Source organism: Phyllobacterium sp. GQ127 (genome assembly GCF_059758635.1).
The window spans coordinates 1,356,985-1,379,608 of sequence record NZ_JCAXDZ010000001.1 but is presented as its reverse complement, the minus strand read 5'-3'; the positions used below and the strand labels follow the sequence as shown (position 1 = coordinate 1,379,608).

Here is a 22,624-nt window from a genome sequence, read left to right as displayed (position 1 = left end):
CGCGCGCGAAATTTCGCGCGCGGCTTGTCTAGCACTCCTTCACGCCGGATGCTTGAGCGTTCTCGTATTTTGCAGATTTAACCCACAGCTGGTTTGACGTTCTCCTGAAAAATTGCGCCGAATTCTTTCATCCGATCAACGATATAATCAGCATCTATCAGAGAGTCCGGCAGATAGAGTCCGGCTTTTACGGGTTCGCCGCCATGCAGCCCAAGAAGACGTTCAACGCTAAGCGCCACGTGCAGCGCAGTGAGAGGAGCCTGTCCCTCCGGGTGCACAATATCAAGCCGAATCGCAGCACGCTCGCCGGTAACCAATTCACCAGTGATCTCGATAGCGATCTCAGTTGAAAAAGCTTCTCCGCGTCTGCGGCTGGCCGAAGTGCCATAGACAAGGCCAACACGGATGGATTTGGCGTTTGTAGCTGCCGATAGGCTGAGGACATCCAGCGGCGAATAGGCCGTGGATTCTAATATTGTGCCGTCAATATCCACAAATGGCCGCTTGGCATCGTCATCTTTTATCCATTGCCAGTGTCCATCCACTAGGAGGAGTGGATTGGGTGCCGATTCTGTAAGCCGTTGGTAGTCCGCAAGAGCGGCTGGTCCGCCCATGTCTTCTTCGTCAAGCACGACTGTGATTGAGATGTTGTCAATAGTTTTAAACTTACGTACGGCCTGCAAAGTCGGAAATGTTGCAGCACCCGCAAGCCAATTGCTCGCCATTAATATTGGAGCTGCATTCGGCTTATTGATAGCAAGTGCCATTTCTGGTCCTACTTCGAAAACTCCGCTCGACACACTGAGGTAGGGTAGTCCATGCGCCTGAGCATATTTCATGCTATTGAGCGTCGCGTCTTTTACGAAGACTGCAATTGCGCTGTAGTTGGCACCATCGACCTGGCCCAGATCATCGCGTTCCAAGTGAATTTTGACAGCTTGCGCGTGACCGATCCCGTCAGCGACGCGTTTCGCTTTGGCCAGGTTACGACCACCGATGGCAATGGGCAGATCCGGATATAGTTTGCGTAGTATTTGCGCTGCTTTTGCACCGACAACTCCTGATCCGCCGATGATTAATACGGGATCGGTGATGGATAGCGGCATGGCCTCGACTCCTGCTTTAAACTGGACAATGGTTAAACGTTGGCTGGGATTTTCTTTCCCGATAGCGCATGTTACTATTAGTAAGTTACTATTAGTAATATTGCAACATGCCGAGGGACCAATATTGCCGTTTGTTAAATCCAGGGTTGAATGTGAAATGGGACTAGCCGCTGCCAAGAAGATGCCAAAGGCGCAACGCCGCGATCAGCTTTTATCGATTGCTCTCGATATCGTTCGAGACGAAGGTACTGATGCCTTGACCCTTGGCTACGTTGCTGAAAAGGCAGGTGTGAGCAAGCCGATTGCCTACGAGCACTTCGGGACGCGTAGTGGATTGCTCATTGCTCTGTTCGAGCAACTTGATCAGCAGCAAATCGACCAGCTTGCCGCTGCGATTGCAGAAGCGCCCAAGCGGTTGGAAGATGTCGCCCGTGTCGTGAGCGATGCTTATATGGCATGCTATCAGGCCATTGGAGCAGAATGGTCATCCATTTCTGCGGCTCTTAGAGGCGACGAGGTTATGGATGAAATCCAATGCGGCCTAATCGACAGCTACGTCGATCTCTATTGTTCCATACTCGCGCCATATACAAAAATCACTGCAGACGATCTTCGCTTGCGCTGTGTTGGAATCGTTGGCGCGGCAGAAGCAATTTCACGCGAAATGATCCGCGATAAGCTTGAAGAAAAAGCGGCTGCTGCGGTGCTGCAGTCGCTCATCGTCACTTGGTTATCCAAATAGATTTGCCCGTTAATTAACAGGAACAGTCTCCAGAACAGGATTTGGCTTGCCGTGCTTGCTAAGAGTTAACACCAACAGAGCGGCGATCAAACACAATATGCCTGCTACGAAAAATGCGGGCATATAGGTCTGGTATTCGGTGCGAACGAACCCGCCACCATAGGCCGCGGAAGCGGCGCCCAATTGGTGGCCCGCAAAAACCCAGCCAAAGATCAGCCCCGCCCTTTCGCGGCCAAAGCGATCAGTTGCCAGTTTGACTGTCGGGGGCACTGTCGCAATCCAGTCCAGCCCATAGAACATGGCAAAAAGTGACAGGCCATAGAATGAAAAGTTCGAGTAAGGTAGGTACAGGAGCGAAAGACCACGCAGGCCATAATACCAGAAAAGCAACCAACGATTGTCTACGCGATCGGAAAGCCAGCCGGAGCCGATTGTACCGAAAAAATCAAAGAAGCCCATCATTGCCAGAACGCTGGCTGCCATTATCGGCACCATGCCGAAATCACCGCACATGGCAACGAAATGTGTTCCGACAAGACCATTGGTACTCGCCCCGCAGACGAAGAAGGTCGCAAATAGAACCCAAAAGGTGCTGCTACGTGAGGCATCCTTCAGGGCGATCAACGGCATGGTGATAAGGGTGATAAGCCCTCCCGTGACCGGAGGCGTGGGGACAACCTCTTTGTCGCCATAGGCGGGCAGACCAACATCCGCAGGTCGATCACGCATGAGGAAAAAGACCGCAAGAACTGCAACAATCAACAAGCCACAGATCAGCATAATGGCAGTTCGCCAACCATAATTTTCGCTAAGAGAAGCCATAAGCGGCATGAAAGCTAGCTGGCCCGTAGCGGAGCTCGCCGTCAGCATACCAAGGGCAAGTCCTCTGCGCTCAGTGAACCATCGAGCTGCAACCGTTGCGCCCAGTACCATTGCGGTAAGACCTGTACCGAAACCAACGACTACGCCCCACAACAGGATGAGTTGCCAGATTTCCGTCATTGCAAGCGATGCAAAGAGACCTCCAGTGATAAGGATTAGCGCGACGCAAACGACCTTCCTGACACCAAAATAGTTCATGAACGCCGCTGCAAACGGACCCATCAGGCCGAACAGCAGGAGCCGGATTGAAAATGCTGTTGCAATTTCCTTTGTCTCCCAACCGAACTCTTTTTCGAGCGGGACAATCAGTACGCCGGGAGCGCCGACAGCGGCCGCCGTTACGAGCATTGTCAAAAAAGTAACGGCAACAACCACCCAGCCGTAGTGGAAGTTACGCTTCGCCAAGGCGGCCGCGAGCGGATTGGAGATCATGTCAGGTCTTTCAACAATGGGCTGCTGATTGCTGCCGCTTAAATGATGGGCATCATGTTTGACTATTCATGACGATCATCATATATTTTGTCAATAGTTGTTTTGAAGGGGACCGCAGCATGCGTGTCAGTAAAGATCAGGCAGCGGAAAACCGCGCCCGTATCATAGAAGTTGCAAGCCAGCAGTTCCGTCAGAAAGGCTTTGATGGAATTGGGGTAGCTGATTTAATGAAAAGTGCCGGGCTGACCCATGGGGGGTTCTATGGCCATTTTGCATCAAAGGATGACCTGATCGCAGTTTCCTGCGATGAGGCGATGAAGCGATCTGCGGAAAAATGGTCCGCCTTGACTGAACAGCAAGAACCCGAGGATGCGCTAGCTGCGATTGTATCATCATATCTGGCAAAATATCATTCGGGTGGACTTGCCAATAGCTGCACCATGGCGATGTTAGCGCCGGATATTGCGCGGCACGGTGGGGATGTTCAGACGAATTTCACTGATGGCACCAAGAAATTGCTCGAAATCCTTGCAAGCGTAACTGCGGGTAAGACTGACAAGGACAAGCGGGAAAAGGCTATTGCCACCATGGCCGGTTTGGTTGGTGCCGTCGTCTTGGCCCGCGCCGTTAATGATCCGGCTTTTGCCGATGAAATATTAAGCGCAGGCAGTGTGATTTTTGGACCGGAAAGCGACGACCGATAGGTCGTCCTTATCGACCTGGCCGACCTGTTTTTCCGGGGCGACGCTTTTTACGCGCATCGCTAGAGTCCTCATATGAACCCGCTCCGGTACGTTCGCGGCGAATGATCGTCTGGTCATTCCGGTTCGTGCCCGTGAAAGCGGGTTTCTCAGGAACATTACCGATGACAGGCTTTTCGGTGCGCCCGACGGTCATTTCATCCAGCGAATTTTTACGGAAAACTCCAGGTCCAAGAGGGCGAGTTGTATCACCACCCATTTCGTCGAGGTGCGGTTTGCGAAAGAGCGCAGTGTTCGCCTCGCTTTCATCGGTGACCACGCGATGCACCGAGCGACCGGCATTGTGTCTGCCCTTGGTGCGGCCAGTGACGGGACTTTCCATCTCCACTTCTCGAGCCATTGGATCGTCCGAAATGGCAAGCTCCATTTCCCGCAAGCGCTTAATTTCGTCGCGCAGTCGGGCAGCCACTTCAAAGTCCAGATCGTCCGCCGCATCCCGCATTTGTTTCATGAGATGTTCAAGATGGGTCTTGAGATTATTGCCCATCATTGCACCCTCTTCGGCAAAACCGGAGATGTCAGCGCGGACGTGATCGCGTTCATAGACGCTATTGAGAATATCGCCGATATTCTTCTTGATACTGGCAGGCGTTATGCCGTGTTTCGTATTATATGCTTCCTGCTTTTCGCGGCGACGATTGGTTTCCGCCATCGCCCGCTCCATGGAGCCGGTGATATTATCGGCATAAAGCACAACTTTGCCGTCGACATTACGTGCAGCGCGACCGATCGTCTGAATCAATGAAGTCTCTGAACGCAGAAACCCTTCCTTGTCCGCATCAAGAATAGCAACGAACCCGCATTCCGGAATATCGAGACCTTCGCGAAGCAGGTTGATGCCAACTAATACGTCAAACGCACCAAGGCGCAAATCGCGCAAAATCTCAATACGCTCCAACGTATCAATATCAGAGTGCATGTAGCGGACGCGTATCCCCTGTTCATGCAAATATTCCGTCAGGTCCTCTGCCATGCGCTTGGTGAGAACCGTTACGAGGGTACGATAGCCTTTGGCAGAGGTTTCGCGGATTTCTCCCAGTACATCATCCACCTGTGATTTGGCTGGACGTACTTCCACCGGAGGGTCAATAAGGCCGGTCGGGCGGATAACCTGTTCGGCAAACACACCGCCAGATTCTTCCATTTCCCATTTGCTCGGCGTCGCCGAAACAGCAACGGTTTGCGGACGCATCGCATCCCACTCCTCAAACCGCAATGGACGATTGTCCATGCAGGAGGGCAAGCGGAAACCATACTCGGCCAAGGTCGCTTTACGGCGGAAGTCGCCCTTATACATCGCGCCAATCTGCGGAACCGTGACATGGCTTTCGTCTATGAAAACCAAGGCATTGTCAGGAATATACTCGAAAAGCGTGGGCGGTGGTTCGCCCGGCTGGCGGCCGGTCAGGTAACGGGAATAGTTTTCAATGCCCGCACAGGATCCTGTTGCCTCAAGCATCTCGATGTCGAAGGTACAACGTTGCTCCAGACGTTGGGCTTCAAGCAGCCGTCCGGCAGCATTCAATTCCACCAGGCGGTGTTTTAGTTCTTCCTTGATCGATTTTATCGCCTGATTGAGCGTTGGACGCGGTGTAACATAATGCGAATTGGCGTAAATCTTAACGGAACGCAGATCGCCGGTTTTCTGGCCGGTGAGTGGATCGAACTCTGTTATCGTTTCAATTTCATCGCCGAACATCGAAATACGCCAAGCACGGTCTTCCAAGTGGGCCGGAAAAAGCTCAATCGTGTCGCCGCGTACGCGGAACGAACCGCGGGTGAAATCCATGTCGCGCCGCTTATATTGCTGTGCAACCAGATCAGCGAGCAACGCACGCTGATCCAATCGGTCACCGATCTTCATTTCGAAGGTCATTGCGGTATAGGTTTCAACTGAACCGATACCATAGATGCACGAGACCGAGGCGACGATAATCACATCATCGCGCTCGAGAAGCGACCGGGTTGCCGAATGGCGCATACGATCAATCTGTTCGTTGATCGACGATTCTTTCTCAATATAGGTGTCGGAACGCGGCACATAGGCTTCCGGCTGATAGTAGTCGTAGTATGAAACGAAATACTCGACCGCATTGTTGGGAAAGAAGGACTTGAACTCACCGTAAAGTTGAGCTGCCAAGGTTTTATTCGGCGCTAAAATAAGGGCAGGGCGTTGGGTTTCTTCAATCACCTTCGCCATGGTGAAAGTTTTACCCGAGCCAGTAACACCGAGAAGAACCTGGGTTTTATCATTATCGCTAATGCCAGCCACCAGGTCGCGTATCGCCGTTGGCTGATCACCAGACGGCACGAATTCAGTTTCCATCTGAATGGATATGCCACCTTCAGATTTGTCTGGTCTAGCCGGTCGATGCGGCTGCCATGCCGTGCCGTTCTTAAACAGCGGATTACCGCTTTCGATCAGAGCAGAAAGCGCGGCGACAGTCGCGGTGGCACCGCCCGGTGCAATGCTGGATGCGTCCTCCAGATTAATATCAAGCCCGGCAACCGGATTAAGACCTGCTGCTGCGCGGATTTTAGGATCGGATGATCCGCCAATGGAGGTTCCGCGAGACGTCCTGCTCGCGTTTGATTTGTCGCCTGACGTCTTTTTGACCTTGGCAGATTTAGGTTGTGATTTTTTGGTTTCCTCGGTGATTTGGGCAGCCCAGTCACCAATTGAGCCAGTCAGCGGGGTGCCTTCCAGTTCAGGTTGGGGCGCTTCGCCGAAACCGTAGAGCTTATATTTGTCAGGTGATTTTGCCATAGGCTTAATATGGTGAGAGTCTATACAAATGGAAAGAGGCACGCCCTCAAAAGCGATATATTGGAACATGCTACTGACATAAGGCTGTCAGTAGCATGTCAGGATAGAGCGCTACTTTACGGTTTGAATACATGCTCGCGATGGTAGCGAAGAAAATCGGGATGCGGACGTACGAGCACGTCTTTCGGCAGCATGATTCTGCCGGATTCATTGATCAAATTGTCTATCTTCGGGTGATAATACCGCGATGACTTCACAATTCGGTAGTCGGATTCAACCGAGATAAAGCCTTTGTCGAAAAGCCAGTGAATGGTCCGTAGTAATGGTATTCCATTGCTAACCGCGTCAGGCCCCGAATCTTTAACTGGCTTGATATGGGCGCATTCGACTTCGTGACCGCCATCCGCTGCACGCAGATGAATTCCCGTCATTGCGCATCTCCATCCGTAAGCTTCCCCCACAGCTTTGCTGAATGTGCGGTCACGCAACGCACGTGAGGTTATGAAACGGCTTCGCAACAAAGGTTCAGACGGATCTTCTGCAAAGCCAGAGTGGGGGGCGGTGGGGACTTCTGCCTTCTTTTGGTTCATGGGCTCATTGAAAGCCGATTCCATAATTCTGTTGTACTCTTCAACGGACAGAAGACGTACGCGCTGTTGACTGGCATGTTTGTTCAAACTGCCATCTGATTGCTGCATATTTTGCTCAAAGTAAAACTTGGTGAGGGCGTCTGGCGATGTGACGCTAAAGGGAACGGTTGGGAATTCACAAAAATCAACCAATTTGGCAGCACAATACCCATCCTTACCGACGGAGAATTCCACGGAGACGATGCGGGCAGTTGCGAAATATCCTGTCGTTCTATTGCCAAATTCACCAGCTCGCTTGGCTGGCGAATAGTAAATTATCCAGTCATTCAGAACTAGCTCTACTATAGGTAAGTACTTCTTCTCAAAGTAAAAAAATTCGTGAATTGAAGTTGTGGACTCTTGGTTTGATCTGATCTGGAATACTGCAGGCATGCGATTTGAAAATAACCTGTTGAAACATTGATACGTTCCAAACTTATGGTGTCACGCGACAAGCGAAACTTACCTGCAATTGTATTTTATATAGGCATGCAATCCATACATCGGTTGAGCGCTCAGCCATACCGCAGCTTGAGGCCAAGAATCGCGAGAATCAGCAGCAGCGTCATTCCGTTCGCTGCCATAACGGGCCATGACATGATCATGATGCCATAGCAAAGCCAGAGAAAAACACCCAAGGCCAAGGTGATATTTGTCACGAGGGAAATACTCGCCGCATCCCTGTGTTTCACGATTTTTATGATCTGTGGAATCCAACCCATGGTGGTTATGACAGCAGCAAGGCTGCCAATGAGTTCAATATGAAGCGGCACGGCGCGTACTTTCAAAAGAGTTTTTTGCAAAGAATATATATGCGAGGATTCACTGCGAAATATAGCGGAATCGTGACGTTAGAGTTGCCCGTGCATAACAATTTCTTCTGTTATCGTACAACACCTAAAAGTCGTCCCGGCAAGTAGATCACCAGTGACGCTGCACCCGTGATTACCGATGTGCCGTCGGCCAACACAGCCTGTCCTGCCGAGCGTTCATCGCCATCAAGAACACGTTCGGAAAGCTGACCGCTTCGAGCCATATTCATGAGCGTAGGAGAGCTTGCAAAAACACCGTGCGCGCCCCCATCAAGATCAGAAGCATCAAGTACAACGATACCTAGTTTTTGCAGCATGGGAATACTTGAGCCATCACCAACGCGCGGGTGCCCGCCAACAATTCGTCCTGATACGTTCAGTGCCCGATCAGCGCGTGACACCAATACAGTGAAAGGCTTTGGCAACTGGCCTATGTCGGCAACTTGAGCCTGGAAAACGTCGATATCTATATCAGGTGCCGCGAGCATTACACCTGACATCCGACGGAAAACATCTGTTTGACCATTCTCTGCCAACTCGCGCAGAGCTTCCATAACGACAAATGTACCCATGGAATGTCCGACAAGCAGAATCTTGCTGGCTTTGGTTTTGGCGGCAAGTCGCAAGGTTTCAGCCAATCCGTCCCGTCCAAAAGTCGCGCTATCGCGATCATAGACGTAAAGGCCAAGCGAGCCAGCGGAGGGCCATGAATAGTGAACTGTGACGGCTGGAATGCCAAAATCATAGCTCATTTGAGCTGCGCGAAAGACGCTGTCCGCAAAGTTGTTGTTGTAGCCGTGCACAAAGATAAAAAGTTCGCGCTGGTTTGCTGGACGTTTTGCAAGTTCAGCATTGATCCTGTCAACGAAGACCGCGCCTGTATCGTAAGGCTGGAATGTCGTGGCGGCAAAGTTGCGTGCCGGATTAGGCTTGGTGCTCGATTTTTCTACCTGCCCGTTCTTGTGGGTAGGAGGAATACCAATATCAATCCGGGAGAAATTCAATTTCGGCGAGCGTTTGGCCGAATAAGGCAAAGAAAGATTGTCTGAGCGCTCGCGACTCGTCGCAACAAACACCGGTATAACGGCTTTTGGACCAGTCTTGTCGTTGAGAACCGGGGCAGGAATGGTAGCATTGGCTTTGACCACGCCACTTGCATCCAGCCCAAGCACCGCGCGTCCGCCGCAACCAGACAAAACAAACATGAGAAGCAGTAATGCCGACAAGCGCGAAAGTGTCATGGCTGAACTCCGGACTACCATCACCGAGCTTGAAACAGCAATCGCCGATTACTGCAACTGAAATCCCATATTATCTTATAAATTAAACCCGTAATTGCTCACCAGCGTGACAAATTTCCAACATTTAAAATTGCGAAAACTCAGACTATCAATGGATTGCGTCCCATATTTAAATGGAGTTCATGCCCATGATAGGCATACTCTTCCGCGACCGCTTCGTCCAATTCCACACCAAGCCCGGGCTCGGACGAGGGAATGACGTAGCCGTTTTCCCACAGAATAGGTTTTTTCAAGATTTTTGCATGAAATCCGCCAAAGGCCTGGATGCACTCCAGGATCAAGAAGTTGGGGCTGCAGGTTGCTAGCTGAATATTTGCTGCGCCCACAATTGGCCCGCAATAAAGATGCGGGGCAATTTGCGCATGAAAGGTCTCGGCCATACCGGCGATCTTTTTCGCTTCGAGTAGACCACCAACACGCCCGAGATTCATCTGGAGGATATTAGCCGCGCGGTTCACCAGCAAGCGTTGGAACTCATATTTGGTGGTCAGACGTTCACCGGCGGCGATCGGGATAGAGGTGTGTTGCTGAACATATCCCATATTTTCCGGCATATCGGGCGGCACGGGCTCTTCCAGCCACAATGGATCATAGGGCTCAAGCCGCTTGGCAAGCCGCACAGCGCTGGTGGGGGTCATCTGTCCATGGGTCCCGAACAGGAGATCGGCCTTTGCACCGACTGCATCACGCACAAGCCGCACAAATTTTTCACCTAGTTCGAGATGTTCCAGAGACAGCTGGCGTGGGTCGAACGATGTATAGGGGGCAACGGGGTCAAATTTCACTGCCGTATAGCCTTGCGCGACATACTCCGCTGCCCGCTCTGCGGAAGCCTCGGCGTTCCAGTATATATCGGCAGTTTCGCCAAGCTCCGGCTTTGGATAGATATAGGTATAGCTGCGCAATTTATCGTGGACTCGGCCGCCGAGCAGTTCGTAAACAGGTTTATCGGCTTCTTTGCCAATGATATCCCAACAGGCCATCTCAAGTGCTGACACGGCCCCCATGACAGTAACGTCCGGGCGCTGTGTAAATCCGCCGGAATAGGCACGTCTGAAGAATTTCTCAATGTGATGCGGGTCTTCGCCAATAAGCCAGCGTTCGGCTATATCCTCCACCACTTTCCGCATAATTTGCGGGCTGATCGTGGAGTTATATGCCTCGCCATAGCCTATAACACCGGAATCTGTGACTAATTTGACGAAAAGAAACCATGTGCCTCCAAATAAAGGCGGTGGATTGCCGACAACGAAAGTTTTGACATCGGTAATTTTCATGGCTTCTCCAGACATTTGCCTTACAAGAGACTATGCGAGGCTTGACCTATTGCGGAAACCGCGTAACGACCCGGGATATCAGGTTTCCGACAGTTTCCGGACAAGATGGCGGCAACCAGAACAGAGAAGATACATAATTAAAATTGCCTTGGAGACTGTAAATGACCGAACAGACCCAGCCTATCGGCGAGTTGACGCTTCGTACACTGGCTATGCCCGCAGACGCCAATGCAGCAGGCGATATTTTTGGCGGTTGGGTTATGGCGCAGATGGATTTATCCTGCGGTATCCGGGCTGCGGAACGGGCGAGGGGCCGCGTCGTAACCGCTGCTGTTAAGGAAATGGCTTTCGCCAAGCCGGTCAAGATCGGGGATACGCTTTGCGTTTATACCCATATTTCTCATGTCGGGCGGACGTCAATCACTCTTAAGGTCGAGGCTTGGGCACAGCGCTATCTTTCCGATTTAATGGAACGGGTTACTTATGCCGACTTTGTGATGGTTGCGCTCGACAAAGAGGGTCACCCCACGCCCGTGCCAGCAGAAATCTGATGGCTGCGTGGGTTCTGACCGCGTAATTTGCGATCGGATGGCATGCAAATGTCAAATTTGCTAGCCTTGACTGCCGATCATATATTTATCCCAGAAACCGGACTGGGCTTCGATCTGTTCAACCACGTCAATCCACAGACCTGATGGATCGTGGAAACCGAAACGCCGTTGGCCGAATGGTTCGTCGGTAATTGGATATTCGATTTTCAGGCCGGTAGCGCTAATTTTTTCAAAGGCCGCTTGGGCATCGTCAACCTGCAGTTCAAAGCATATTCCGGTCCCGCTAAAACTCTCCGAACCCGGAGGCGATGATGGATGATCAGGGGTCATGAAGGCAATGGACGCTGAGCCTTCCTCTGTTGAGAGCCATGAAAACCATGTGCTGTCAAAACCGCTGACGAAGCCCAGATGTTTAATCCAGAAATCCCGGCACGCTTCTTTTTGAGAAGTGATAATAATGGGATAGCGGTCGGTAAAATTCATTGCATTCTCCGCGACGTTACGAGTCAGCCGGCATTTAACACGATAGGCAAAAGCCGGAGCAAGCCCTGTTTGTCAGGAGCGTTTGTCGAATGAACTCTTTTTGAAAGAATGTTCGGCTTTATTGGTCAAAGAGTGTGCTGGTGACAGAGGAAAATGTCTCTGCAATAAGGTATTATAAGATTTTTGCGGCATACAAGAGCCGTTGCCGTAAACTGTGATTGTAGTGGCGTGTTCTTTTTTTGATTTCATGAGGTGAAGAGTGGTTTTTTCGGGTGCAATTCGTGACTACTCCCGCAAGAAGAATGCGAAAGATAGTTCAAAGGTCGATTTCGTAGAGCTGTTCTTTGATCTGGTATTCGTATTCGCCATCACGCAGATTTCGCACTTGCTTCTGCACGATCTGACATTGAAAGGCCTCGTTGAAAGCGCGCTCCTGCTCGCGGCAGTGTGGTGGGTTTGGGTTTACACCACATGGGTGACAAACTGGATGGACCCTTCCAAACCCCCGATACGCGCCATGTTGTTTGTTCTTATGCTTGCCGGGCTGGTGCTTTCCACGTCCATTCCAACAGCTTTTGGCGAGCGCGGCCTGATTTTTGCGATTGCTTTTGTATTCATGCAACTTGGAAGGTCGCTGTTTATGTTATGGGCGGTTCGCCGTCATAACCAAAGCAATTTCAGCAATTTTCTGCGTATTTCGATATGGCTGGCAATATCGGGAATGTTCTGGATCGCTGGTGGACTCGCTGACCCTGAACATCGAATATTCTTTTGGGGCTTGGCGTTGGCGGTCGAACTTGGCGGACCGGCACTTGGTTTCCGTACGCCGGGATTGGGTTCATCCACTACAGCGGATTGGGACATTGATGGCGATCACATGGCTGAACGCGCAGCTCTGTTCATCATTATCGCGCTCGGAGAATCCATTCTTGTTTCAGGGGCGACCTTTGCCGAACAACACTGGAATCTCATTTCTTTCTCCGCATTTCTGACGACATTCACGGCGTCAGTCGCAATGTGGCTGGTCTATTTCAATGTCGGGCAATCAGCGGCTCACCATAAGATCACGGCAACGGACGATCCAGGTCGTGTTGCCCGCATTGCTTATACCTACATTCACGTCCTTCTGGTTGCAGGAATCATCGTGGTTGCTGTGTCTGATGAACTGATACTTGCTCATCCATCCGGTCACATTGAGACAGCGACCATATGGACATCAATCGGCGGAACAGCTCTCTATCTGTTGGGAAACTTGCTGTTCAAATTCTATATTGCCGGGCGCCCGCCATTGTCCCATATGGTGGGGCTGGGCTTGTGTGCAGTACTTGCTTGTTTTGCCAGCCATATGTCGCCGCTCATGCTAGGCCTTCTCACCAGCCTCATTTTGATCATTGTGACGATCTGGGAATTGAAAGGCAGGCCCAACGACCAACACCACGCCTAACGACAGGAACGCTTTCCACTGCGACGATCCATAAGGTCAAAATGGAAATGGTCGCGGTGGAAGATGTCGTAGCCTGGCCCAAGGACCGTGGTGAAGTAATTACAGGCGTCCGAGCGCACGCTATTGAGCAAGCCGCGCTGGCGAAATGAGAACAATCCCGGCTTTTGAACTTTAATGTCCTTCCCATTGTTCAAAGTGACCTTGGCAATATCCAACGCATTTCCCTTTGAATGCTCCGACATGGCCCGTCCACGCTGATTGCTCATTGTGCGGCAGGAATAACTGGATGCCTGATGAATCGTATTGATGCCTGAGAGGTAACGCAGACGAGTGGAGGGTGACAGATCGCCTTTAACCCATTTGGCGAAGGCGAGTGTCATTTGACAATTCAGGGTGGCGGCTGGTTTCAGTTTTATTCGCCCGCTGGCAAATCCGCTGACCTTTAGAGGATGGTCGATGCGGCAAACACCGCCATCATTGATCGGCTCTCGTTCCTGAAAAATCACGCCGAGCTGTTTAAGCTGTGTTCGGCATGAAACCTCGCTACCTGACATTGCAAATGTGCTTTCACCGCGCGATATCGGATCACTGATGCTGCCGGGATAACCATAACTTTCTTCGGAAGCGTTTTCACTGTTTTGCACGGGCAGCTCTTCAGCCCGGGAAAGCGGTTGCATTCCATCTTCAGGTTGCTCGGTTTGTTCCGTTTCGGTGGGCGCAGGAGCAACAGTTACGACCTGCTCATAGTTCTCTTCAGCCTGGGGCTGCATATCCTGCTGCGGTTGTGTGGCGATCACGTCTTGCGGATTGCCGACATCGGCGGAGGGGCGTCTGACATCCCCCATTCCGCACGCACTTAAAGAAGCCGAAAGCGTTAAAGCGGCAAAAGTCAAAAGACGCCAAGAGCGCTTGGGGGACGACAACGCAAAACTCATGTCACCACTTCCTTTTGCCCGAAATCGGGTCAATTGCACGCAAAAATAGCGTCAAATTGTAAAGGAATAGTCAGCGGCCCCGTTAAGGCTTATGGCGAGACTGAGGCTCGATCCATTGAAGATCGGTTCCGCAAAGCTGGAATAAGCTCTACGGCGATCATGGCGGTGAAGATGAGCGCACAGCCAATTGCTCCACGAAACGATATTGTCTCGCCAAGAAGCATTGCCCCGAAAAGCGCCGCGAAAAGTGCTTCGGATGACAGCATGATCGCGGCCTGCGCGGATGTTGTGAAGCGCTGGCCAACTGCCTGCAGGGTAAAGGCGATACCGGAAGAAAAAATGCCGGCAAAGATAATGAGAGGCGCAACCGAAAGAATATCGGAAACATTGCTGTGCTCGGTGCCACTTGAAATAATCAAGCCAAGCGCAGCGCAGACGAGAAATTGCACGAGCGACAACATAATCGGTCGACCGCTTTTAACAGCGAGCCGGTTGATGAAGATAATCTGTAGCGCCCAGAAGGCCGCGCAAGCTATGGTCAGCCAATCGCCGACAGACAGTCCTTCTACATTGCCTCCCGATAGCAAGTAAATTCCGGCTAGAGCAGTCAATGCGCAAGGCCAAACGATCGGGTGAGGCCATTGCCAGAACAGGACAACCGCTAGGAAGGGCACCATCACCACATAAAGACCAGTGAGAAAGCCTGAGTTTGTGACGGAGGTTGTTTCCAAACCAACCTGCTGCAGCGCGGCACCAGTGAAAAGCAGTGTCCCGATGAAAATGAATCCCAAATAATCCTTTGGTTCCAGCTTCCCGGTTGCAAGGCGTGCCTCGCGAAATGCAAGCGGTGTCACGGTAAGAGCAGCCAGAAGAAACCGCAGTCCGATGAACATAAAAGCTTCCACGCCCCGCATAGCACTTGATTGAGCGACGAAACCAAGACCCCAGATGGCTCCGGCTGCAAGAAGAAGTAAATTGGCACGCCCGCGCGTCATGATATCCCCATTGATTGTAACGGCTAAAGCGTCGACGCCATCTCTATCCACTGGGATGGAACACGGCAAGCGCATCATCCATCAGAAGCGCGGGTCAGCCTGATAATTTTTCCATTGCTCGCATCTGTAAGCAGATAGACTGATCCATCCGGCGCTGCGCGCACATCCCGGATACGTCCGAACTCTCCCTCGAAGAGCCGTTCTTCGCCCTTCATCTTGCCCTTCTCGTCGCGGTCAAGACGTACAAGCATTTCAAATTTGAGGGCGCCTGCAAGCAAATCACCCTTCCACTCTGGAAACATATCGCCACTGTAAGCGACTAGGCCCGATGGCGCGATTGACGGATCCCAATAGTATAAGGGCTGTTCGTAACCTTCGGCTGCGGTGCCTTGGCCGATTTTTGCTCCCGAATAGTCCACCCCATAGGTTATTACCGGCCAGCCATAGTTCTTTCCGGCTTGCGGCTGATTGATTTCATCCCCTCCCTTTGCGCCATGCTCGAGGGTGAGCAAAGAGTGGGTTATTGGATCCCATGTTGCGCCCTGCGGATTGCGATGGCCCTTGGACCAGATTTCCGGCAAAGCCTTTTTTCCGTCTGCATAAGGATTGTCAGAGGGAATTGTCCCGTCCGCATTGACGCGCAATACGGAGCCGGCATGGTCCATGTAATCCTGTGCCCGCTTTTGCTCGCCCCGTTCACCCATCGTGACAAACAGTTTGCCCTCGGGCGAGATCACGATCCGAGAGCCAAAATGTTGACCCTTGTTTGTTCTTTTGCTCATCGACACCAGGGTACGAACGTTTTCAAGTTCAGTACCATCAGAACCGTACACGAGCTTCGCGCTGGCAAGGGCCGTGCCCGCGCCACCTTGGCCGGGCTGGGAGTAAGTGAAGTAGATCGTATTACTGGTCGAAAAATCTGGGGCCAAGGCTACGTCAAGCAGTCCGCCTTGGCCATTTGCCCAGACTTCCGGAACATTTTCGATAGGCTCGGAGAGTTTCCCTTGCTTGACTAGCCTCATTGTTCCCGAACGTTCGGTCACGAGCAGCGAGCCGTCAGGCAAAAATGCGAGGCCCCATGGGTGATCGAGACCATCGGCGATGGTTTCTGCGGAGACGGTGACAGTCTGGGTTTTGAAATCCTTTGCTTCTGCCGGTAGTGATAGCGCGGAAAGAAGTGCCGACAGGCTTGCGGTCATTACTTTATAATTCCGTCTCATGCCTCGACCTCCTCTAAATTTGGCATTGCGTTGCGATTTTGCATGTAATCCAGGTCACCGTCGTCTCACAGTGGTGTGAATTGGCTCGTTTCGTGCCTGAAATCATGTAAGCGTAACGTGGGTGCGACTTTTTCCACTTTCTTCGTGAAATTGCGGCAAACAGTGCTATATTAAAGAACGACTGACTGAACGGTTCCGAAGTCTTTGAACTTTGGCGACCGTTTTCTTTTTGTGTTGCGAGGCCCGGGAAAGGGCAACCCAACATTGACTACGAAAGGAGAGGGCATGGAAAAGGTCCCGATGACTCAAGCTGGTTTTGATAAGCTCAAGGAGGAGCTGCGCTTTCGACAACAGGAAGAGCGGCCACGGATTATTCTGGCGATTTCTGAAGCGCGCGCCCATGGCGACCTGTCGGAAAATGCAGAATATCATGCCGCCAAGGAAGCGCAGAGCCACAACGAGGGACGCGTCGGCGAACTTGAGGATTATACGGCCCGCGCCGAAATCATCGATATTTCCAAGCTGTCGGGCGACAAGATCAAATTTGGCGCTACCGTTGAGCTTATCGATGAAGATACTGAAGACAAGAAAGTCTATCAGATCGTCGGTGATCAAGAAGCAGATCCAAAGGCTGGTCGCATATCCATTTCGTCACCAATTGCTCGTGCCCTGATTGGTAAGAGCGAAGGCGATACGATTGAAGTGAATGCCCCTGGTGGTGCGCGGTCTTATGAGATCGTCGGATTTAAATTTATCTGAAGCACGTGCCTGAATCATTGAACAATGTCGAGGTGATAGCCCCAAATTTGAAGCGCAAGCTCTCTGGGGTCACCTCGACAATCGTTCAACTTGTTCCGCTGCAACGAGCCAACGGTCTTGGAATTGTTACAATAGGGCCGGGTCTTCCCTCTACGCTGCCGCATATTGGCTGGGTCGATTTGCTGGGCGCTTGGTTCAAGCCGCATAATCGACCATTCCGCATCTGGCACGCACGGCGCAATACCGAGATGGTCGCAGGCATCATTCTACGCTCTGTTCTACGCATGAAGTTCAAGCTGTTATTTACGTCAGCTGCTCAGCGTGATCATAGGCCCTTTACCAAATGGCTTATCCGGCAGATGGACGGTGTTATCGCAACAAGCGGTAGATCAGGAAGCTTTCTCAAGGTTCCGCACCGAGTCATTATGCACGGGGTCGACACCGAAAAGTTTCATCCGCCACAAAACGCGGAGGATCGTTTTTCGGCTTCGGGCTTGCCGGGTAAATATCTCGTGGGGTGCTCTGGTCGCATTCGCCCGTCGAAAGGCACTGACCTTTTCGTTGATGCGATGATCAGTCTTTTACCTCAATATCCCGAATGGACGGCAGTGATGACTGGCCGGACAACCCATGAGTTCGCTGGCTTCGAGAAAGAACTGCGTGGGCGCATAGCCGCTGCAAATCTGCACGATCGGATATTGTTTCTCGGTGAAGTTCCGGACGTACGTATCTGGTACAGAAGAATGACGCTCTATGTTGCCCCGTCGCGTAATGAGGGCTTTGGCTTGACGCCGCTCGAAGCCATGTCTTCGCAGACGGCCATTATTGCTAGTGATGCAGGAGCCTATGCGGAAATGGTAACGCCCGAAACCGGTGCGGTTGTACCTGCTGGTAACGGGCGCGCTCTTGAGCAAGCCATCAAGCCATATCTGGCTGATCCCGCAAAATGCGAAGAGGCAGCAAAAGCCGGGCTTGCTCACGTGCGGGCAAATTTTCCGCTGCAGAAGGAAGCCTCAAATATTCTTGAAGCCTATGAAGAGATTTTTTCCGGTAATCAGGTAGTCTAAAGCACCATTAATGGTTCGTTTTTGACAGACCGGATCGTCAGTGATGTGCGCACGCTGTCGACATTGGGCGTCGATGTCAGCTCTTCAATAACGAAATTTTGGAAAGTACTAAGATCGGCTGATACGCAATGCAGCAGAAAATCGGATTCGCCAGAAACCATCCAAGCCCGTCGAACAATGGTCCAACTCTTGGTTTTCTCTGCGAAACTTTTCAAATCGGCATCAGACTGGCGATGCAGCCGGATCATGCAGAATGCTACAATATCCTGTCCAAGTATCGCGCCGTTCAAAATCGCGCGGTAGCCTTGTATGATGCCGCTTTCCTCCAGCTTGCGTACGCGACGCAAGCAGGGTGGCGCAGAAATACCAACCCGTTCAGCCAATTCAACATTGGTGATACGGCCATTCTCCTGCAGCTGTTTCAGGATTTTCCAGTCGATAGCGTCGAGGTCCGCCTTCAAAGGCATGATTTTTATCTATCCCCATCCCAAAGCTTGACGATCACCATAGGCGATTCCTGACGCTGTGTAATGCATCGCGCGGCGGTTGCAAACAGGTTCATTCTATCGGCTCCAAAAACGGCGCGTGAAGAGAATGACGATTGTGATGATCTCAAGGCGTCCGGCGAGCATGAGATAGCTAAGAACGAGCAAGGAAGGATCGCTGAGTGTCGAAAAGTTGCCGACGGGTCCTATCGTGTCGCCAAAGCCTGGTCCGACATTGGAAAGTGCTGTCAGCGCGCCTGTGATGGAGGTGCCAAGGTCGTTGCCGAGCATGGTGAGCGCGGTCGCACCGATGACCAGGGAGGCCATGTAGAGAAATATGAAAAGCAGAGCCGACTGAGAAACATCCTGCGTTATTTCGGTACGGCCATAGCGCATTTTTATAATGGCATTGGGTATGATCAGGCGAGTGAGGCTTGCGGATGCAAGCTGCCAAAGGATGATGATGCGATTAAGCTTGATGCCCCCGGAGGTCGAGCCGGAGCAACCACCGAGAAATGTGACAAGGAAGAATATGCCCAGCGCTTCCGCGCCCCAGAGCGTATAGTCCTCGGTTGCAAAGCCGGTTGTTGATAATACCGAAACGAGATTGAATGAGGTGGCGATCAGCGCATCACCAAAGCCGATACTTGTCTCCAGCTTCAGCCCGATCGCTAAGAAAAAGCTGAAACCAACAACAATACTGAAAAACAGAATCAGCTGTGGGTCCGCTAGCGATGAGAGGCGCTGCGGCATCAAGGCTTTGATGTAGAGCACAAAGGGTAGGGCACCCAAGATCATGAAAATTGTCGCGATCACCAAAATGGCGCGGTTATGGGCATAAAAACCCAATGAGGAATCATGTGTGGAAAAACCGGCTGTGGCGACAGTCGTCATGCCGTGATTGATGGCGTCGAACATTCCCATGCCCGCAACAAAATAGAGCAGCGTGCAAAGCAGCGTCAGGGTGAGATAGGCAAGGACGATACCCTGTGCGATCTGGTGGATGCGGGGCAGTATTTTTTCAGACTTGTCGGACGACTCCATGTGCAGCAATTGAATGCCTCCCACGCGCAAGGATGGCAGTAGCAAAAGACCCAATCCGACAAAGCCGAGGCCGCCAAACCAGCACAGGAGCGATCGCCACATCAGTATTCCGCGCGGCATTGTATCCAGTCCCGTCAAAACCGTCGCTCCAGTCGAAGTAATACCAGACATTGATTCGAAGAGCGCTTTTGAAAAGCTGATGGGGAGGGTCGAAAAATAGAGCGGAAGCGCTCCCAATAGCGCTGCTGTCAACCAGATGGCAACGATCAGCAGAAATCCCAATCGCGGACTGAAGCGAATATCGGAGTTGTGGGTCGCGAGCACCACTAGCCCGCTCAAGACACCAGTGAATATAGCTGACTGCACGAACACCAGCCAATCTCTGTTGCCTATATGCAGGTCAACTAAAGCTGGAATAAGCATGGTTCCAGCCATGACCAAGCCAAATCTTGCGCAAATATTGGTAATGGTACGAAGGATCGGACTGGCCTCGTGCTCGCGATTTTGACTGGTGGTATTTCATAGACTTATCTCGGAATTGACACAATCCGCCCTGAAACACCAGTCTGACCTGCACAAGCTGTGGCTAACCTTGCTATATTGGTTGCAGACCTTGCAAGGAGGGGGGCTGAAACACTACTTTAAAGCCATTGAAAGCGATGGTGGTGTGTGCCAACTATCGCATAGTTCTAAAAGTGCACCATCAAGGTCTAGTTATGACACAGCGCCATGTGCCCGTCCTTATTATCGGTTCCGGTCCAGCCGGTTATACCGCCGCAATCTATGCGGCTCGTGCCAATCTGAAACCTGTCATTGTTGCAGGCCTTCAGCAGGGCGGTCAGCTTATGATCACGACCGATGTGGAAAACTATCCCGGCTATGCCGATCCGGTTCAAGGTCCGTGGATGATGGAGCAGATGCGGCTTCAGGCCGAACATGTCGGCACTAAGATTATTCATGACATCATTACCGAAGTTGATCTGTCGATCCGCCCATTTCGTCTGACTGGCGACAGTGGAACGCAATATACTTGCGATGCCTTGATTGTTGCGACAGGTGCGCAAGCGAAATGGCTTGGCTTGCCGACTGAGCAGACATTCATGGGCTTTGGCGTTTCCGCCTGTGCTACATGCGATGGCTTTTTCTATCGTAACAAGGATGTTGTTGTCGTTGGCGGCGGCAATACCGCTGTTGAAGAGGCGCTGTATCTCTCAAATATCGCCAAGTCAGTCACGATCGTGCATCGCAAAGACCATTTCCGCGCGGAAAAAATTCTACAGGATCGGCTCTTTGGCAAAGAAAATGTCAAAGTTATCTGGGACAATGTCATTGATGAGATTACCGGGATCGAAGCGAAGCCTCCAATGGCTGCATCGGTCACTGGTGTACGGTTGAAAAATATAAAGAGCGGCGAAACCACAGAACTTGAAACGCATGGCGTATTCATAGCCATAGGACATGCACCTGCGGTGGAACTGTTCAAGGGGAAACTCAAGCATAAGCCGAATGGCTATTTGTGGACTGCGGCGGATTCAACCGCCACGGACGTTCCGGGTGTTTTTGCTGCGGGTGATGTAACCGATGATATTTATCGTCAGGCCGTCACCGCTGCTGGAATGGGCTGCATGGCAGCTCTCGAAGCCGAACGTTGGTTGGCGGCACAGGAACCGGTGCGTCAGGCAGCAGAATAGGCTGTATAAGAGGCCGGTCTCGATTTTCGGGACCGACAAAGGGGGAGAGACCGCGCGATGTCGCTTGATTGGGACAAGTTGCGAATATTTCATGCTGCTGCCGAGGCTGGGTCGTTCACTCATGCCGCCGAGACACTGCATCTATCGCAATCAGCTATCTCCCGTCAGGTCAGTGCGCTGGAGCAAGATGTCGGGGTTCCCCTTTTCCATAGGCATGCTCGCGGTCTGATTCTGACTGAGCAGGGCGAGGTACTCTACCGCACAGCACATGAGGTGCTGATGAAGCTGGAGAATGTTCGCTCCCGTCTTACCGAAAGCAAGGATAGGCCTTCAGGTAAGCTGCGGGTGACCACTACGGTTGGCCTCGGCTCCGGTTGGCTGGTTGAGCGCGTTCAAGAGTTTATCGAGCTGTTCCCGGAAGTGCAGCTGCAATTGCTCTTTGACAATGAAGAACTTGATCTGACTATGCGTCACGCGGATTGTGCTATCCGTTTGCGTCAGCCGCAACAACCGGACCTGATCCAGCGCCGATTGTTTACGGTGCATATGCACGTATACGCGTCGCCAAGTTACATTGCCAAGTATGGCAAGATTGAAAATATAGACGAGATCGACTCGCACCGCATTGTGAGTTTCGGTGAGCCGGCACCCTCATATCTTACGAACCTTAACTGGCTTGAAGTCATAGGGCGTTCCGACGGTAATCTTCGCCCGGCGGTACTTCAGATCAATAATCTGCTCTCGATTAAACGTGCAATCCAAAAGGGTGTAGGTATCGGGGTCTTGCCGGATTATATGATCGAAAAGGACTCCACGCTGGTGCGATTGTTACCTGAGATGGAGCTCCCCTCATTCGATACGTTTTTCTGTTATCCTGAGGGGATAAAGAATGCTGCAAAGTTGCATGTGTTCAGAGATTTTCTTTTCAACAAGGCTCGTACCTGGTCTTACTAGTCAGGAAATTTATTTGGGAAGATTTTCTTTCCAGAAATCAGTTTTATCTTGAAAGCAAATTGCTCAAGGAAAGGCGATAGAGGGTTCAAATTCTGATCGGCGAAACAATTGAGTGGTTATGAGCTTTGTGCATAGCAGCTATGCATTTTTGCAGGGTTGTAAGTCGGATAGGGAGAGAACATATCCACATCACTTGGTCGTGCGTCTCCTCCTCCCATTTGCGCACCACCAAGTGTTCCCCTCTGGAGGTTTTGCTGGAAACGGCACCTTCAAAACTTATAGGCCGG

General features: G+C 51.6%; 21 protein-coding genes. 8 read left to right on the top strand and 13 right to left on the bottom strand.

Annotated features, from left to right (window positions below; genetic code table 11):
• Positions 1-77 precede the first annotated feature (77 nt).
• Positions 78-1,106 carry a Rossmann-fold NAD(P)-binding domain-containing protein gene (locus tag AC6CHM_RS07015; RefSeq protein ID WP_498172494.1) on the bottom strand — a complete coding sequence of 343 codons (1,029 nt, stop codon included), beginning with the start codon at positions 1,104-1,106 and terminating at the stop codon, positions 78-80.
• Here AC6CHM_RS07015 and AC6CHM_RS07010 point away from each other — a divergent pair.
• Positions 1,093-1,848, top strand: coding sequence for a TetR/AcrR family transcriptional regulator (locus AC6CHM_RS07010; RefSeq protein WP_498172492.1), 756 nt, complete (start codon positions 1,093-1,095; stop codon positions 1,846-1,848). The two genes, AC6CHM_RS07015 and AC6CHM_RS07010, sit on opposite strands and share 14 nt — an antisense overlap.
• A 9-nt stretch (positions 1,849-1,857) precedes the next feature.
• Here AC6CHM_RS07010 and AC6CHM_RS07005 read toward each other — a convergent pair whose 3' ends face one another.
• On the bottom strand, positions 1,858-3,162 hold the full coding sequence (locus tag AC6CHM_RS07005; RefSeq protein WP_498172490.1) for an MFS transporter: 1,305 nt from the start codon (positions 3,160-3,162) through the stop codon (positions 1,858-1,860).
• Positions 3,163-3,281: 119 nt separating this feature from the next.
• Here AC6CHM_RS07005 and AC6CHM_RS07000 point away from each other — a divergent pair, with 119 nt between their 5' ends.
• Entirely contained in the window at positions 3,282-3,866 is a 585-nt protein-coding gene (locus AC6CHM_RS07000; protein ID WP_115053227.1) for a TetR family transcriptional regulator, read from the top strand.
• A gap of 7 nt (positions 3,867-3,873) precedes the next feature.
• On the opposite strand, the gene uvrB is transcribed toward AC6CHM_RS07000, so the two are convergent.
• The 5 genes from uvrB to AC6CHM_RS06975 all read right to left on the bottom strand — a co-directional run bounded on the left by uvrB (position 3,874) and on the right by AC6CHM_RS06975 (position 10,709).
• A complete protein-coding gene (gene uvrB, locus AC6CHM_RS06995) occupies positions 3,874-6,690 on the bottom strand; it encodes an excinuclease ABC subunit UvrB (protein WP_498172488.1) in 2,817 nt (938 codons plus the stop codon).
• A gap of 116 nt (positions 6,691-6,806) precedes the next feature.
• Positions 6,807-7,712, bottom strand: a complete 906-nt coding sequence (locus AC6CHM_RS06990) for an HNH endonuclease (protein ID WP_498172486.1) — start codon at positions 7,710-7,712, stop codon at positions 6,807-6,809.
• A 122-nt stretch (positions 7,713-7,834) separates the two neighbouring features.
• On the bottom strand, positions 7,835-8,122 hold the full coding sequence (locus AC6CHM_RS06985; RefSeq protein ID WP_498172484.1) for a SemiSWEET family sugar transporter: 288 nt from the start codon (positions 8,120-8,122) through the stop codon (positions 7,835-7,837).
• A gap of 80 nt (positions 8,123-8,202) precedes the next feature.
• Entirely contained in the window at positions 8,203-9,372 is a 1,170-nt protein-coding gene (locus AC6CHM_RS06980) for an alpha/beta hydrolase (protein ID WP_498172483.1), read from the bottom strand.
• A gap of 140 nt (positions 9,373-9,512) precedes the next feature.
• The gene (locus tag AC6CHM_RS06975; protein WP_498172481.1) at positions 9,513-10,709 is read right to left on the bottom strand and encodes a mandelate racemase/muconate lactonizing enzyme family protein; all 1,197 of its coding nucleotides are present in this window, start codon (positions 10,707-10,709) and stop codon (positions 9,513-9,515) included.
• 161 nt (positions 10,710-10,870) lie between these two features.
• Between AC6CHM_RS06975 and AC6CHM_RS06970 the strand changes: the two genes are divergently transcribed.
• Complete coding sequence (locus AC6CHM_RS06970) at positions 10,871-11,260, top strand: acyl-CoA thioesterase (protein WP_115052435.1); 390 nt, start codon at positions 10,871-10,873, stop codon at positions 11,258-11,260.
• Positions 11,261-11,320: 60 nt separating this feature from the next.
• Here AC6CHM_RS06970 and AC6CHM_RS06965 read toward each other — a convergent pair whose 3' ends face one another.
• Complete coding sequence (locus AC6CHM_RS06965) at positions 11,321-11,743, bottom strand: VOC family protein (RefSeq protein WP_498172480.1); 423 nt, start codon at positions 11,741-11,743, stop codon at positions 11,321-11,323.
• A gap of 259 nt (positions 11,744-12,002) precedes the next feature.
• Between AC6CHM_RS06965 and AC6CHM_RS06960 the strand changes: the two genes are divergently transcribed.
• Complete coding sequence (locus AC6CHM_RS06960; RefSeq protein WP_498172478.1) at positions 12,003-13,187, top strand: low temperature requirement protein A; 1,185 nt, start codon at positions 12,003-12,005, stop codon at positions 13,185-13,187.
• Here the strand turns inward: AC6CHM_RS06960 and AC6CHM_RS06955 are convergent.
• The 3 genes from AC6CHM_RS06955 to AC6CHM_RS06945 all read right to left on the bottom strand — a co-directional run bounded on the left by AC6CHM_RS06955 (position 13,184) and on the right by AC6CHM_RS06945 (position 16,337).
• Positions 13,184-14,122: an extensin-like domain-containing protein gene (locus AC6CHM_RS06955; protein WP_498172477.1), complete on the bottom strand. Its 939-nt coding sequence runs from the start codon at positions 14,120-14,122 to the stop codon at positions 13,184-13,186. The genes AC6CHM_RS06960 and AC6CHM_RS06955 overlap by 4 nt on opposite strands.
• A gap of 89 nt (positions 14,123-14,211) precedes the next feature.
• The gene (locus tag AC6CHM_RS06950; protein ID WP_440805576.1) at positions 14,212-15,117 is read right to left on the bottom strand and encodes a DMT family transporter; all 906 of its coding nucleotides are present in this window, start codon (positions 15,115-15,117) and stop codon (positions 14,212-14,214) included.
• Positions 15,118-15,191: 74 nt separating this feature from the next.
• Positions 15,192-16,337 carry a PQQ-dependent sugar dehydrogenase gene (locus AC6CHM_RS06945; RefSeq protein WP_337354476.1) on the bottom strand — a complete coding sequence of 382 codons (1,146 nt, stop codon included), beginning with the start codon at positions 16,335-16,337 and terminating at the stop codon, positions 15,192-15,194.
• Positions 16,338-16,622: 285 nt separating this feature from the next.
• Between AC6CHM_RS06945 and greA the strand changes: the two genes are divergently transcribed.
• Positions 16,623-17,096 carry a transcription elongation factor GreA gene (gene greA, locus AC6CHM_RS06940; RefSeq protein WP_115052440.1) on the top strand — a complete coding sequence of 158 codons (474 nt, stop codon included), beginning with the start codon at positions 16,623-16,625 and terminating at the stop codon, positions 17,094-17,096.
• A gap of 5 nt (positions 17,097-17,101) precedes the next feature.
• Positions 17,102-18,163: a glycosyltransferase family 4 protein gene (locus tag AC6CHM_RS06935; RefSeq protein ID WP_354344270.1), complete on the top strand. Its 1,062-nt coding sequence runs from the start codon at positions 17,102-17,104 to the stop codon at positions 18,161-18,163.
• On the opposite strand, the gene AC6CHM_RS06930 is transcribed toward AC6CHM_RS06935, so the two are convergent.
• Together AC6CHM_RS06930 and AC6CHM_RS06925 are read right to left on the bottom strand one after the other, a co-directional pair.
• Positions 18,160-18,630, bottom strand: a complete 471-nt coding sequence (locus AC6CHM_RS06930) for a winged helix-turn-helix transcriptional regulator (protein ID WP_115052442.1) — start codon at positions 18,628-18,630, stop codon at positions 18,160-18,162. The two genes, AC6CHM_RS06935 and AC6CHM_RS06930, sit on opposite strands and share 4 nt — an antisense overlap.
• A 96-nt stretch (positions 18,631-18,726) precedes the next feature.
• On the bottom strand, positions 18,727-20,127 hold the full coding sequence (locus AC6CHM_RS06925; protein WP_115052443.1) for a TrkH family potassium uptake protein: 1,401 nt from the start codon (positions 20,125-20,127) through the stop codon (positions 18,727-18,729).
• A gap of 281 nt (positions 20,128-20,408) precedes the next feature.
• On the opposite strand from AC6CHM_RS06925, the gene trxB reads away from it, so the two are divergent.
• Complete coding sequence (trxB, locus tag AC6CHM_RS06920) at positions 20,409-21,383, top strand: thioredoxin-disulfide reductase (RefSeq protein ID WP_498172473.1); 975 nt, start codon at positions 20,409-20,411, stop codon at positions 21,381-21,383.
• A gap of 57 nt (positions 21,384-21,440) precedes the next feature.
• Positions 21,441-22,337, top strand: coding sequence for a LysR family transcriptional regulator (locus tag AC6CHM_RS06915; RefSeq protein WP_115052445.1), 897 nt, complete (start codon positions 21,441-21,443; stop codon positions 22,335-22,337).
• The last annotated feature ends 287 nt before the right edge of the window (positions 22,338-22,624 follow it).